The organism is Psychrobacter frigidicola (genome assembly GCF_007997305.1).
Taxonomy (GTDB): domain Bacteria; phylum Pseudomonadota; class Gammaproteobacteria; order Pseudomonadales; family Moraxellaceae; genus Psychrobacter; species Psychrobacter frigidicola.
In genome coordinates this window covers 827,971-842,371 of record NZ_VORZ01000001.1, presented here as the reverse complement: position 1 = coordinate 842,371, position 14,401 = coordinate 827,971, and the positions used below count along the sequence as shown (strand labels likewise).

Here is a 14,401-nt window from a genome sequence, read left to right as displayed (position 1 = left end):
GCAATAGATAGCTACTGCTTGCTAAATTGACTACAGCGTTGATACAGCATACTTACCGATACACCGTTACGGCTAGGACAGCGATTTGCTATAATGAGCGCAATGAGCTGAACGCTATGTTTGGCTAGTACTATTATTCCTTGTAATCTCTTCCGCTATTCAGTGCCATATTGCACAATGATGCTCACTATCTTGGTTAATTAATTATTATGCGTATCCGTAAACTTTTTAAATTTGAAAACGCTCATATCGTCCGCAACTGCAGCTCTGAGCGCTGCAAACATTCTATTCATGGTCACAGCTATCAGATTGAGCTGATTCTTGAGGCACAGCGCCTCGACCATGGGCAGATGGTTTATGATTTTGGGCTGTTAAAATCTTCGATTAAAGACATTATTGACAGCTTTGATCATGCCATCTGCTTTTGGAATCAAGACGACCCCGAGTATATTGCCGCTTGTAAGAAATTCAGTGCACGCTGGATAAGCTTGCCAGTGTCACCCTCTGCTGAGCAATTTTCTCGAGTGATTTTCTTTTGGGCGCAAGAGATTCTACAGCAAACCAAAATGCAAAATGGCGAAGCTGATGTAAGTGTGTATTCAGTGATTGCGCATGAGACTGCTACCGGTTACGCGCAGTGCTTTGCTGAGGACGTAGCCAATGAGCAAATGGGCAAGCTAGAGCTTGATGCTTTTGAATTCAGTTCGCAAGTCAGTAGTGAGTGGACTGACCCCGAACTCTATACCAAGTTGATTCGCGGTGAGCGCTTTATCAATCCAACCGTAACCATGCAAGTGACTGCTAGTGATATAGGTACAGTCTAATGTCCAACTTCATGTCTAGTAGTGATAAGGTTCAGGTTGATGATGGAATACCTAGTGAGGTTTCCAAAGTTAACCAGCAGTCGGTGACAATAACACTGCATTCTGAAGCAGACACTCAAGCCTTAGCTGAGCGGTTGGCTAAGTTGCCGCTATCTGGTAGCGTGTGGCTGGCAGGTGACTTAGGTGCTGGTAAAACTACTTTAACCCGCTATTGGCTACAAGCGCTTGGTCATATTGGCGCGGTGAAGAGTCCGACTTATACTTTGGTTGAGCCTTATAGTATCCAGCAAAGTGATGGGACAGTTAAGCCCGTTTATCACGCGGACTTATACCGTTTGCAAGATCCAGAAGAGCTGTCTTTTATTGGCTTCGATGAATATTTGGATGAGCCTGATGCGCTGGTGATTATTGAATGGGCGAGTCGTGCTGACAGTTATTTACCGCCGCCAACCTTATTTATTGATATGACTCAAGGTAAAGATGAAGCAAGGCAAGTTGAGATACGACTATCAAAAGTAGGGCAAGCGCAAGGTTTAAACCTAGCAGCGTTAACGATTTAGGTTTTTGCTAGGTTTTATGACTAACTAGGTTCTATACCTAAAACTATCAGCTTCTTAAAATATATGACTCTATACCATGCCAGATAACCATGTTAGATAAAACTACCCATACTCGTATCACCAAACTATCACCGCTGCTAATCAATCAATTGGCAGCAGGTGAGGTGGTAACGCGTCCATCAGCTGTGGTAAAAGAGCTGCTGGAGAATGCCATTGATGCTGGCGCGACCAGTATTGAGGTGCATATTACCCAAGGCGGTATGGGTATGATTGAGGTGGTGGATAATGGGGTAGGCATTCATCCTGACGATATGGTGATGGCCATTACTCGTCATGCAACCAGTAAAGTGGCTGATATTGCTAATTTGCAAGGCATCAGTACTTTAGGGTTTCGCGGTGAAGCACTGGCAGCAACGGCAGCCGTGGCGCGTTTGACCCTTATTAGTAGTCAGGATGACAGTGGTATTGGTCGTCAGCTGCAAGTTGCTGGCATATTAGCCGATACGCCAAAGCTGACGCCTATTGTGCATAATCGCGGTACTACCGTTACGGTAAAAGACCTCTATTTTAACGTGCCTGCGCGTCGCGGTAATCTGAAGTCTATTGCCACCGAGTTTAATCATATTGAAACTATCGTCCGTGAAGTAGCACTTGCACGTGCCGATGTGACACTCGGTCTTTTTCATGATCGTAAAAGACGTTTATTATTATCAGCAATCTCAAATGAGAGCAGCTCAGCTAATAACAACAGCAGTCGCTTACCCTTATCACGGCTTGAACAAGCGCTTGGGTCATCATTGTCTGATAATGCTATTGAAATAACGGTGGATTTATCGAGTCTATTACAGCCATCAGCGATGACAGCGACGGCTGGCGGGAATGAAAATCTTGGTGAGCAAATAATAGATAAGCAGGCAAATATCAACGGTTGGTTGTGGCCTATATATAATGATCAGCAGCAAGCGTTGCCAAAGCTATTGTATGTTAATGGACGTCTGGTTAAAGAGCTTATAATTAGTAATCAGCTGCGGCAACTGGCAACCACTGCTCAGCTTAGTGGTTTTGGTTATGCGCTATATTTTGATTTGCCCAGTTCTTGGCTAAATATTAATGTCCATCCGACCAAACAGCGTATTAAAATTAGCCCGTTAAACAATATCATGGCGCATTTGAGTCATACTATTGCTCTTAAGCTGAAGAATGTATCTATTCCGAAAGCTCTGCTAGATAAAGAGCCCAATACCGACACACTGCTCAGAAACAATCCATCTGCACGCAGACCATTAATCACCCAAGCTACTAATACTTCACAGCAACAAGTACAATCAACGCGGCAGCAATATAAGTTATCAACATCACAACAGCCTTCACGAAAAATATCAGATTATAGTGTAAAAAGTACAGCGCAAAACCAGCAATTAGACTCACCTAATTTAACGGCTGCTTGTTTACCACAGTGCTTGGAAGTTATTAAACATTCATCCAAAATAATCACAGCTGTTACAAGTCCTAAGTTACCAGCACTACCATGGTTATTATTTTATTTTAAAAGTAATTACCTACTAATAAGTGCCCAAGCATACCAACAAGGCTTGCAAGATATTAATGATAACCAAGTGAGTATACCGTCTCTAATTGTAGATAAAGGGAATGCCAGTACTGCCTCCATCAATCAGAAATTAGTCATACTTAGCGCGCAGTTATCTGCATCAGACTCAGCAGAGTTTACACTGGCTTTTACTGAGATGTTAACTAAAGGTGCCTTTAGAATAATAACTACTGAGCAATTAATAACACTAATGCTGGCTTCTTAGCTCATAAGCGTCACTCCCCATATATTATTTATATCACTAGTAAGAGAAAATTATGTCCCTGTCGACCAACTCATTAACTGATAATAGTGTGGTGTGCTTGATGGCGCCAACCGCTAGTGGCAAAACTGCGCTGGCTTATGAGCTTTATGATACTGGGCGCTATGAGCTGATTTCGGTAGATTCAGCACTGATTTATCGCGATATGAATATTGGTACTGCTAAGCCAACGGCCACTGAGCTTGAGCGTTATCCGCATCATCTGGTCGATATTATTGACCCCACTCAAAGCTATAGCGTTGCTGAGTTTGTCTGTGATGTATCACCGCTTATCGATAGTTGCCATCAAAATGGCAAAATACCATTACTAGTTGGCGGCACTATGATGTATTACATGGCACTACTCGATGGTTTGTCGCCAGTACCTGATAGCAATGATAAAGTACGCTTGCAAGTTGAAGAATGGCGACTATCTGAGGGTATTAGTGCGCTGTATGATTATCTTGGCAAGGTAGACCCTATTGGCCATCAACGACTCAAGCCAACAGACCTCCAGCGCATTACCCGTGCGCTGGAGGTCTATATACAAACCGATAAGGCACTGAGTACTTGGCAGCGCGAACCTAAGCAAGCATTGGCACATAATCCAGCTCAGCGCTGGCATGCACTAGCCGTGATGCCGGATCGTCCATGGCTACACGAGCGTATTGCCCAGCGTTTGGATATTATGTGGAATGAGGGGCTGGTTACTGAAGTGCTTGACCTACTTACGCGTTATCCATTAACCCCCAATATGCCCGCTATGCGCTGCGTTGGCTATCGGCAAGTACTGGAATACTTAGTTCACATTCAGCATCCGATATTTGAGATGTCGCATTTGGATAAAGAATCATTTTATACCGTCTTTGCTCAATCTAGTGATACCAATACGTATCAAACCAGCCAAAATAATATGTCACAAAAGGCAGTATCTACATTTAAGCCTAACAGTAAGACCAACACCGAGCATCAGACACTTTCTTGTCATCAAATGCAAAATAAGGCATTATATGCCACAAGGCAGCTGGCAAAACGTCAATATACTTGGCTGCGTAAGCTGACTCAGTTATCAAGCGACCGGTCAGATAGCTCAATTGAGTTACCCAGCCATACGAACAATAAGACAACGCTACAGTCATTTACTACGATGGCGCAGGCAAGGGACTCTTTAGGCTAACAGTTCTTTAGTGCTAATGATGAGTAGTGCATTATTGGGTGGTTGTATAAAGGTTTTTTTATGTTTAAAGAAAATGCTCCTTTAGGGTAAGTAAAAAGTCAACTGACAATAAGTTTCAAAGCATAATTATGATAGCTGTTATAATAATATATTCACATAAGAGGTGACTCGAAGGCATTATGCGTTGTAATAAAACTGATAATCGTTGTTAAAAATAATTGTAGAAACAACTGTTTACTTAATAAATTACAATAATATTATAATAACGATAAAGTAGAACCACTTAAGAAGAGTTGATGCTTATTTAGATACGTTTTATTAATAAAAATTATTATTGTATCTGACTTTAATCATTATAATTGAATAAGCACTCATACTATAATTATTATATTAATTAGGAGAGATTTCATGTCAAAAGGACAAACCCTACAAGATCCGTTCTTGAACTCGCTGCGTAAAGATCGCATTCCTGTGTCTATTTTCTTAGTTAACGGTATTAAATTACAAGGTCAGATTGAATCTTTCGACCAGTACGTAGTATTACTCAAAAATACCGTCAGTCAGATGGTTTATAAACATGCCATCTCTACGGTTGTGCCAGCCCGTAATCCTCGTGCTAGTGGTACAACGGTGGCACCAGGCCAAACGACTCAAGGCGCTACGGGTACTTCAGGGTATCAAGGTGGAAGTGTCAGTGGTGGCTTTGAGCGTAGCAGTAGCAATCCTAGCAGTACGACAGGTAGTGGCTTTGAGGAGCGCGGCTTTGCCTCTAATCGTAGTAGTTTCAATCGCGGCGGTTTCGGTCAAGGTCAAGAACGTCCCTTTGAGCGTGGTAGTTTTGGTCAAAACCAGAGCCAAAATCAAGAACGCGGCTTTGAGCGTGGTGGCTTTGGTCAAGATCGTGGTTTTGAAACGCCGTCTGAGAATACAGATTATGAAGATAAGCCTAATGACGATACTGACAACAGTAACGAATAATTGTTCTAGGTAGTGTATATTGTTTAGGTGTTACCTACTAAAAGAGACCTGCTATGAGTAGGTCTTTTTTATGCAAATATACGTATAGTTATTGCCTACTGCCCCGATGCTATATTTTGAGTGCTCTATTATCAATATTAATCAAAATATAGTAAAATAAGCCTAACAAAATATCTCAGTCATTAATATTAAATATCGAGCGTGCCTATGAGTAATAACCCGCGTAGTCTAACCCATGAACAATTTATAATTAATGCTATTGATGCTATCAATACAGAAAAAGCAGCATTGGCATTATTGACTGAGCAGATAGATGATCGGTTTGCACAGGCTTGTGACGTTATTTTGGCATGTAAGGGTCGGGTTGTGGTAACGGGAATGGGCAAATCGGGTCTGATTGGACGTAAGATAGCGGCGACCTTTGCTTCTACAGGTACGCCAGCTTTTTTTATGCACCCAGGTGAGGCAGGCCATGGTGATTTAGGCATGGTCGTAAAAGGCGATGTACTGCTTGCGATTTCCAACTCTGGTGAGTCTGACGAGATAAAGACGCTGTTGCCCGTGGTCAAACGCTTAGGAATTCCGCTGATTAGTATTAGCCGTGATAAACGCGGGATGCTACCGCATGCTGCTGATATTGTACTAACGCTCGGTAAGTCCCAAGAAGCCTGTCCATTAAATCTTGCGCCAACATCGAGTACTACTGCCACTTTAGCATTAGGAGATGCGCTGGCTGTCGCTCTAGTGCATGCACGCAACTTTACGTCAGAAGACTTTGCCTTATCGCATCCGGCGGGCGCGCTTGGACGTCAGCTGTTGACACGGGTTGAAGATTTAATGCATACCGCATCGGAGAACCTACCACTGGTAAATCAGCAATCACCGCTACATAAAGCATTATTTACCATGTCCAATGGGCGTTTGGGTATGACTGTAGTCGTTGATGACGAACAAAAAGTAGTTGGCGTCTTTACCGATGGCGATTTGCGGCGTGGTTTAGAAAAAGGCATTGATCTGGCAACACCGATGGCTGAGGTTATGACCACCAGTCCGCGTCACGTTAGCAAAACCATGCGTGCCTCAGATGCGCTCAGCGTGATGAATGAAAACGCCATCAGTCAGCTGCTGGTGATGGATGAGAATGAACATTTGGAAGCTATTATTACGGTGCATGATTTATTAAAAGCAGGGGTTAAATAATCCTCTATATTTTCATCTAGTACTATTTTTAAACCCTAACAAAATCATATTCTAATACTTTATTATATTTAATAAGAGACACATAATGCAGGACTTAATAAAAAAAGCTGGTCAAGTACAGCTCCTAGTGTTGGATGTTGATGGTATTTTGTCCAACGGTCAGATTATTTATGATGCCAATGGTATTGAGACCAAAGCCTTTTCGGTACAAGACGGCGTGGGTATAAAATCACTGGCGCGTTATGGTATCTCAACCGCTATTATCACTGGTCGCAGTAGCCCTATGGTCAATAAACGTGCCGCTGAGATGGGTATTGATTATGTGATACAAGGCCGTGATGATAAGCTAATTGCATTGAATGAGCTGCTATCTACCCTTACGATTACTGCGGCTGATTGCGCTTATATGGGTGATGATTTGCCCGATATTAAAGCCATGCAGACGGTAGGTTTTGCTGCTACGGTACCCAATGCGCATTCAGAGGTTATTAATCGTAGCGATATGGTAACGACTCGGGCAGGCGGTTATGGCGCGGTGCGCGAAGTATGTGATCTTATTCTAAAAGGCCACGGTCATTATAAAGACTTTATTGCTCACTATACGTTAGACTCGCTAGATGATAATCAGGATGATTTGTCGTGAATACCCGTGTTTTAATCGTCTTAGCATTAATTATTGCCGCTATTGCTGGCTGGTTTTTTCAGCAGCAAGGCGAGATAGCGCCGCCTGTGAGTATAGGCGCATCAGACGTTGACTATGAAGCGACAGATATCAAGGCCGTTCAGACCAATGAGCAAGGGGATACTGAGTATGAGCTTAACGCCGAGTCGCTCACTCACAACCCAGTTACCAACCAAGATGAGATGTCAGGCATCACTATGAATTGGGAGCCATCAGATGAGCAGCGCTATAGAATTCAAGCTGGCAGTGCCGCTATCAATCAGCAAACGGGCGAGTTGCGTCTGTCAGGTGGCTTTACCTTAGCTAGTGAAGAGAAAACGGCTGCCACGGATATAGAACCGATTAAAGTGACTGGTCAAACGCTCAAAGGCAATACCAAGTCACGGCAAGTCTACAGTGATGAGCCGGTCAAAGTCGAACAAGGTATGAACCGCTTTCAAGCGTCCAGTATGAAAGCCAACTTAGAGACTGGCGAGTATGAGTTTGGGCAAGTGGCTGTTAGCTTTACACCTGCTGAGCGCAAAGATAAAGCATTATTTTAGTCGTTATGGTTTAAGGTACTATAAGTTAAATAACTGTGAATTAAATTGTCATAAGTTAATTTATAATAACTGTCGTTTTAAATTAATGTTTATATTCTGTGCTCATTAATAAGTCGTCACATTCACATTATATTTTGCCTAACCCTTTTGCTTAACCCCTATTATCTATTAATGATTAGAAGAGTAATTATTTATGAAATTCGACTTTTTGCCGGTTATGCACTTATCATTCACGCGTTGCATTCAAGTGCCGCATTATTTGCGTACTGTGTCGACGGTCATGCTGTTGGCGCTACCGTTATATAGCCATGCGCTGCCATCAGATGCCAATCAGCCTATAAAACTATTAGCAGACAAGGCGACCTATAGTGAGCGTACGGGCGTGACCAGCTATTCTGGTAGTGTCATTATTACCCAAGGCTCGCTAAAGATGACGGCTGATAATATAACCGTAAATCTGTCCCAAGGGCGTAGTATCAACTCTGCAGTCGCAACCGGTCGTCCAGCGACGATGCAACAGATTGTTACCCAAGAAAAAGGGGTAGCGAAAGGACAGGCCAACACTATCGATTATAACGCAGTGACCGGAATTATTACCTTAACGGGTAACGCTAGATTGGTACAAAACGGTGCAAGCTTTGCCGGTAACGTGATTCGTTATAGTCTAAAAGCTGGCGATGTGGAAGCCACTGCGGGCGGTAATCAGCGCGTTGAATTGGTATTCCCACCGAATAATAGTGGCAGTCAGCGCGGTATACGCTAGACAACGTCTTAATTTTATCAGCCCATTACGTTTTTCAATTGGGTTTTTAAGTCAAAATCAAATTTTGTAATAGTATGAGTATGGTATGAGCGATAAGAATCTCAATAATGTTAGTAGTAATAATTCTACCAATCATGACACTCAGCGGTCAGTGCAGGTCTCTAGCGAGTCGAGACATGTCACGTTTAAAAAGGAACCCGCTGCTGAGCCAGCAGTCGCTAAACTAATCATGCAAAATTTGGGTAAACGTTATGGTAAGCGTTGGGTTGTCAAAGACGTGTCTTTCTCTGTTGAGCAAGGACAAGTAGTTGGGTTATTAGGGCCTAACGGCGCTGGTAAAACCACTAGCTTCTATATGGTAGTAGGTTTAGTCAATATGGATAAAGGCCGTGTTACTTTAGGAAAAATGGACTTATCAAAGTATGCTATGCATGAACGCGCACGTGCGGGTATTGGCTATTTACCACAAGAAGCCTCTATTTTTCGTAAGTTAACTATTGAAGATAATATCTTAGCTATTCTGCAAACTCGTAAAGAATTATCTGCTAGCGAACAGCGCCAAGAGCTTGAAAAACTAATCAGTGAGTTCCATTTAGAACATGTACGCCAATCGCTAGGTATGAGTGTGTCAGGTGGTGAGCGGCGTCGTTGTGAGATTGCTCGTGCTTTAGCAGCTAACCCCAAGTTTATTTTATTAGACGAGCCCTTTGCTGGCGTTGATCCCATCTCTGTTGGCGATATTAAAGAGGTCATCTTAAACTTAAAAAATCGTGGTATTGGCGTGTTAATCACGGATCATAACGTTCGCGATACGTTAGCCATCTGCGAAAAAGCTTACATTGTCTCAGAAGGCGCTATTATCGCTGAAGGCACTCCTCAAGATATCTTAGATAACGAATTGGTGAAAAGTGTCTATCTTGGCAAGGATTTTCAGGTATAGAGTGTTAATCTGTTTTTAACGTCACTCTATTATTCTATACTTCCACAATGTTTATCTCTTTAATACTGCTAATTTATTATCTCTCGCTTAGCACCAGTGCACACAGCTCAACATATACGCTAGAGTGAGTTATCGTCTTTCATAATTGCAAAATCCCAAATCAAATCACAAGCTCAATTATTGTCTATAAGGCAGTGGTAGAAGTGTCTAAAAAATTCGTATTACTAAATACCTTATCGCTAATATTTCGTATTAATTATCATTAATCTTTTTGATCTATAACCTGAGTAAGGCTCGTATTTCATGGCAAAAAATAAAAGTAGCTATGTCTGTCAACATTGTGGCGCTCATTTTGGTAAGTGGGCAGGACAATGCACAGACTGTGGTGAATGGAACAGTTTAATTGAAGCGCCAAACGTCAGTATGCCACATCATAATAAGAGTGCTGCTAAACCTCATGCCAGTCGAGCCACACCGCGTAGTGCAGGTGGCGGCGCGCCAGCAGGAAACTATTCAGGGACGCACAGCGCAGTTATGCCGCTCAACGCGGTCAGTGTAACTTTAGATGCACGTATGCCAACTGGTATTGGTGAGTTTGACCGAGTATTAGGTGGCGGATTGGTTGCCGGTTCCGTGGTTTTAATTGGTGGTGATCCTGGTATTGGTAAATCAACTATTTTGCTACAAACCGCGACGAATATGGCGCGTGCTGACTCATTAGCTGGTAGTGCGCTGTATGTGACTGGTGAAGAGTCGCTTGCGCAGGTTGCTATGCGTGCTAGACGTTTAGATTTACCTACTGACCGTCTGCGAGTACTTGCGGAGACCAATGTTGAGACCATTTGTGCTGCATTGACGCAAGAGCAGCCTGCTATCGCTATTATTGACTCTATTCAAACCATTTATACCGATGCTATTAATTCTGCGCCGGGTGGCGTTAGTCAAATTCGTGAATCAGCGGCTATTTTGACGCGTTATGCTAAGCAAACAGGAACTGCGCTATTTTTGGTCGGTCATGTGACAAAAGAAGGTACGCTAGCAGGGCCACGTGTGCTTGAGCACATGGTTGATACGGTTCTATATTTTGAAGGCCAGTCTGATTCGCGTTTTCGGATGATTCGGGCAGTTAAAAATCGATTTGGCGCGGTCAATGAGCTGGGTATTTTTGGTATGACGGATATGGGGCTAAAAGAGGTAGCGAATCCATCCGCTATATTTTTAAGCCGCTATGATAAGCCAGTAGCAGGGTCAGTGGTGATGGTCAGCCGCGAAGGTACACGTCCTTTATTGGTTGAAGTGCAGGCATTAGTTGATGACTCGCAAGGGCAGCCAAGACGCATGGCACTCGGGCTTGATTTTCAGCGTTTATCTATGCTGCTTGCCGTCATGCATCGTCATGGTGGTATTCATACCAGCGGTCAGGACGTTTACGTCAACGTCGTTGGCGGTGTAAAAGTAATTGAGACAGGTTCAGATTTGGCCGTTTTATTGGCCTGCGCTTCTAGTATTAAAGAAAAGGCCCTCCCATCCTCGTTAGCCGTATTTGGCGAAGTGGGATTGTCAGGAGAGATTCGACCCGTACCTAACGGTCAAGAGCGTTTGAAAGAGGCTATGAAGCATGGATTCACGCATGCAATTGTGCCCAAATCTAATGCACCTACCACTAATAGTGCTCAATTTAAAGGTATTACCATTATTGCCGTAGAACGATTGGATGATGCAATCCAAAAAGCGTTTGAATTATAGTTGTTGGTTATACTGACTAAAAAGATTCGCAACAAAAAGCGCCTTACTAAATATTAGTAAGGCGCTTTTTTATATTCTTAGTTGATGGCTTTAAGAGGTTTTTAAGTCGAATAAGTTTTACGACTGCGGCCCTGCAACGCGCTCAATAGAGACTTTACCCACACCTTTATTAGTAATGTCTAGTCTTTTAGCAGCACCATAAGATAAATCTAATACCCGATTACCTGAGAAAGGACCACGATCATTCACCTTTACAACGACACTTTTGCCATTGGTATTATTAGTCACTCTAACATAGCAGTTCAAAGGTAGTGAACGATGCGCAGCAGTCAAACCGTTCATATCAAAGGTATCACCACTGGCAGTTTTACGACCGTGGAACTGACGACCGTACCAAGAAGCGAGACCCGTCTGTTTAAATTTGCTGACAGAGTTAGAGGCCACCGCAGTTAAGCGCTCTAGTACATCATCGTCGTTAGACAATTGGCTGGTATTACTGGCAAGTAATGAGCTGCTAAGCGCCAAAGACGTTGGCTGCCGCGCAGACTTAACTAAGCTTGGGGCGTTATCATGTTGACGAGTGAGCTCGCCGAGCACACGGTCAATATGGGAGGCGTTCTCTTGAGACAAAGGCGCAAAATTAGTTTTTGCAGCAGCTGCTTGTGCGCTAGTGGCTATTGTAGAGCCTGCAAACAAACACATTGACATTGTAAGTAGACCAGATAAACGCTTGTTCATAAATACCTCTATAACTTATACCTTAAAACCTAATCTTAAAAAATTACAGATTGAGCATAATGTTATTAGACCACTCTAACAACATTACAGACTCTAAAGCTTTCAATCTTACTTTGTTAGATAAACAGTAAGCAACATAAAAAGAAGCTTTAATAGGTTTTAAGGTATGAATAATTTTTTATTTCATTATGATGAATTTGTAGACAGGAATAAAAATCGCTACAACTTATAATATATTTCCGTAGCAGTTAATAATGTTTCTTTAAGCTTATTTATTGAGTAACCAGATAAGTATAGTCATATAAGCATAGTGTAGTGCTTTGTTCGTAAAACGTTAACTAAGTACTATCTTTGAAAATATAGTTGCTCACTATACTACTAAGCTATAACTCAAATATAATCAAATGCTAATTTTATTAGTAGCTGTGTACGGATTGTGTATCAAAAATGCATTAAAAAGAGAGTAACGCAATTTTTTGTAAAAAACAAGCTTTAAAATTGGTTAGAAAATATGAATAATACAAAGTTTAAGAGCATACGAATTCGTAAATATCTGACATAATATAGTAACATTAGTAAGATTTGCAGCAAAAAAAAATCAAAAATATATATATTATTATTAAGATATATTTAATAATGGGCTAGCAATCATAAGGTTTGATAAGTTATTTATTAGCCTAATAAAGTCTATTATATTTATAACTATTTTATATCTAGTGACCTGATAGAGTCAGAGATAGTACGGTTTATATCCATTTATTTTAAATAAATAAGAGGTTTTATAAGCTTTTTTATTTTGAGTTGTTTTATCTGTGTGTGGGTTTTACTTATTTCAAGACTTGGATACAATTAATATTGCAATAAAATTCAGTTTTACAATTGGCTGTTTTTATCTAAACGAAAAACTATACGTAATTACATAATAGGTTTTTTAAAGTCAAAAAGTTATTAATATCACATATAGATTATTGAGGTTTATGAGTATGAATAGACATCAGTAAGCCAAATCCGGCCATTAAAGTGACAATCGCAGTACCGCCATAACTGATAAAGGGAAGAGGGACGCCAACGATTGGCAAAATTCCACTGACCATCCCCACATTGACAAACACGTAAATGAAAAACGACATAGCAATAGCGCCAGCCAATAGACGGCTATAGATATCAGGATGAGTGAAGGCAATATATAGGGAGCGGCTTAATAAGCAGGTATAAATAACCAACAGTAATATCACACCTAGTAGACCAAACTCTTCAGAGAAAGCGGCAATAATAAAGTCAGTATGACCTTCTGGTAGAAAGTCTAGCTGTGATTGAGTACCCTCTAAATAGCCTTTACCTGTCAGACCGCCTGCACCAATAGCTGTTTGAGATTGAATAATATTCCAACCGGCGCCTTGAGCGTCAACGTCAGGATTGAATAACGTTAATACCCGCATACGCTGGTAGTTATGTAATAAGAAATACCATGTGAAAGCGGCAATGGGTATCGATAACGCTAGCGTGCTTACAATCATCCACCACGACAATCCTGCCAAAAACAGTACAAATAGGCCACTCGCTGCTACCAATAGAGAGGTACCAAGGTCAGGCTCTTTAGCAATTAGTAATACGGGCACAATAATCAGACCTAACGTGACTGTAATGCTGGACAGTGACGGTGGCAAGTTGCGCTTAGACAAAAACCAGGCACACATCATCGGCATAATAAGTTTCATAAACTCTGATGGCTGTACACTGCCAAATCCAGGCAAATCAATCCAGCGTTGGGCTCCCATCCGCACCTCACCGATGACTCCCACCAGTACGAGTAGTACCAACCCTAAAATGTATAATATAGGTGTAAAGGCACGATAAATGCTAGGCGGTATTTGCGCCATTACAACCATCACCACCAATGCAATCCCATAACTTATCAGCTGACGGATGATCATATCGCTGTCTTGACCTGAAGCGCTATATAAAATAGTCAAACCAATACAGCAAATGGTCAGCAGTAGTAGGGTTAACCACGGATCGATATGAATACGCTGCCATAGCGTAGGGTCATAACGTTGACTGGAATGTTGGCTTTGGCGTGAAAAGCGATACTGTGAGCTCGAAGACATAGGCTAAATTTGACTATAAAAGTGATTATAAAGGAAGAATAGATAAAAAAAGACAGACAATAAAACTAAGGTTTACTCTATTGCTCATCATCTGTCTTTTACAACTTGTCTTTAGAGCCAAATGAGATAAAGTAACATAATAGCAATTAAGTCACGTGATTATAAAAACCTATGAGGATAAGTGTTAACAACAAACGCCTAAGCACTGAATGAGGTGCGATAGTTTAGCTAGCCTAGCAGAAATTTGATAGTATCGTTAAAATGTTTTTAGTGGTAATTACCAGAAATGAACA

13 protein-coding genes are annotated in these 14,401 nt (G+C 41.6%); 11 read left to right on the top strand and 2 right to left on the bottom strand.

Features of this window, described 5'->3' with window-relative positions; translation table 11 throughout:
* Positions 1 to 209: 209 nt before the first annotated feature.
* The 11 genes from ES754_RS03445 to radA all read left to right on the top strand — a co-directional run bounded on the left by ES754_RS03445 (position 210) and on the right by radA (position 11,262).
* A complete protein-coding gene (locus tag ES754_RS03445; protein ID WP_147222074.1) occupies positions 210 to 824 on the top strand; it encodes a 6-pyruvoyl trahydropterin synthase family protein in 615 nt (204 codons plus the stop codon).
* Positions 824 to 1,384, top strand: coding sequence for a tRNA (adenosine(37)-N6)-threonylcarbamoyltransferase complex ATPase subunit type 1 TsaE (gene tsaE, locus ES754_RS03440; protein WP_227677719.1), 561 nt, complete (start codon positions 824 to 826; stop codon positions 1,382 to 1,384). Before ES754_RS03445 ends, tsaE begins: the two co-directional genes overlap by 1 nt.
* An 89-nt stretch (positions 1,385 to 1,473) precedes the next feature.
* Entirely contained in the window at positions 1,474 to 3,198 is a 1,725-nt protein-coding gene (mutL, locus tag ES754_RS03435; protein ID WP_147222072.1) for a DNA mismatch repair endonuclease MutL, read from the top strand.
* A gap of 52 nt (positions 3,199 to 3,250) precedes the next feature.
* Positions 3,251 to 4,411, top strand: a complete 1,161-nt coding sequence (gene miaA / locus ES754_RS03430; protein ID WP_147222070.1) for a tRNA (adenosine(37)-N6)-dimethylallyltransferase MiaA — start codon at positions 3,251 to 3,253, stop codon at positions 4,409 to 4,411.
* Between the two features lie 408 nt (positions 4,412 to 4,819).
* Complete coding sequence (hfq, locus tag ES754_RS03425) at positions 4,820 to 5,389, top strand: RNA chaperone Hfq (RefSeq protein ID WP_147222068.1); 570 nt, start codon at positions 4,820 to 4,822, stop codon at positions 5,387 to 5,389.
* Positions 5,390 to 5,596: 207 nt separating this feature from the next.
* Positions 5,597 to 6,589, top strand: a complete 993-nt coding sequence (locus tag ES754_RS03420; RefSeq protein ID WP_147222066.1) for a KpsF/GutQ family sugar-phosphate isomerase — start codon at positions 5,597 to 5,599, stop codon at positions 6,587 to 6,589.
* Between the two features lie 85 nt (positions 6,590 to 6,674).
* On the top strand, positions 6,675 to 7,232 hold the full coding sequence (locus tag ES754_RS03415) for a KdsC family phosphatase (RefSeq protein ID WP_147222064.1): 558 nt from the start codon (positions 6,675 to 6,677) through the stop codon (positions 7,230 to 7,232).
* A complete protein-coding gene (gene lptC, locus ES754_RS03410; protein ID WP_147222062.1) occupies positions 7,229 to 7,813 on the top strand; it encodes an LPS export ABC transporter periplasmic protein LptC in 585 nt (194 codons plus the stop codon). The genes ES754_RS03415 and lptC overlap by 4 nt, the downstream gene beginning before the upstream one ends.
* Positions 7,814 to 8,006: 193 nt before the next feature.
* Positions 8,007 to 8,576: a lipopolysaccharide transport periplasmic protein LptA gene (gene lptA, locus ES754_RS03405; protein WP_147222060.1), complete on the top strand. Its 570-nt coding sequence runs from the start codon at positions 8,007 to 8,009 to the stop codon at positions 8,574 to 8,576.
* 229 nt (positions 8,577 to 8,805) lie between these two features.
* On the top strand, positions 8,806 to 9,516 hold the full coding sequence (lptB, locus tag ES754_RS03400; RefSeq protein ID WP_147223250.1) for an LPS export ABC transporter ATP-binding protein: 711 nt from the start codon (positions 8,806 to 8,808) through the stop codon (positions 9,514 to 9,516).
* Between the two features lie 303 nt (positions 9,517 to 9,819).
* Positions 9,820 to 11,262: a DNA repair protein RadA gene (gene radA / locus ES754_RS03395; RefSeq protein ID WP_147222058.1), complete on the top strand. Its 1,443-nt coding sequence runs from the start codon at positions 9,820 to 9,822 to the stop codon at positions 11,260 to 11,262.
* Positions 11,263 to 11,379: 117 nt separating this feature from the next.
* Here the strand turns inward: radA and ES754_RS03390 are convergent, their stop codons facing one another.
* Together ES754_RS03390 and rodA are read right to left on the bottom strand one after the other, a co-directional pair.
* Positions 11,380 to 12,000 (bottom strand): septal ring lytic transglycosylase RlpA family protein, encoded by a 621-nt coding sequence (locus tag ES754_RS03390; RefSeq protein ID WP_147222056.1) that lies wholly within the window; start codon positions 11,998 to 12,000, stop codon positions 11,380 to 11,382.
* Positions 12,001 to 12,965: 965 nt separating this feature from the next.
* Entirely contained in the window at positions 12,966 to 14,108 is a 1,143-nt protein-coding gene (gene rodA / locus ES754_RS03385) for a rod shape-determining protein RodA (RefSeq protein WP_147222054.1), read from the bottom strand.
* Positions 14,109 to 14,401 lie beyond the last annotated feature (293 nt).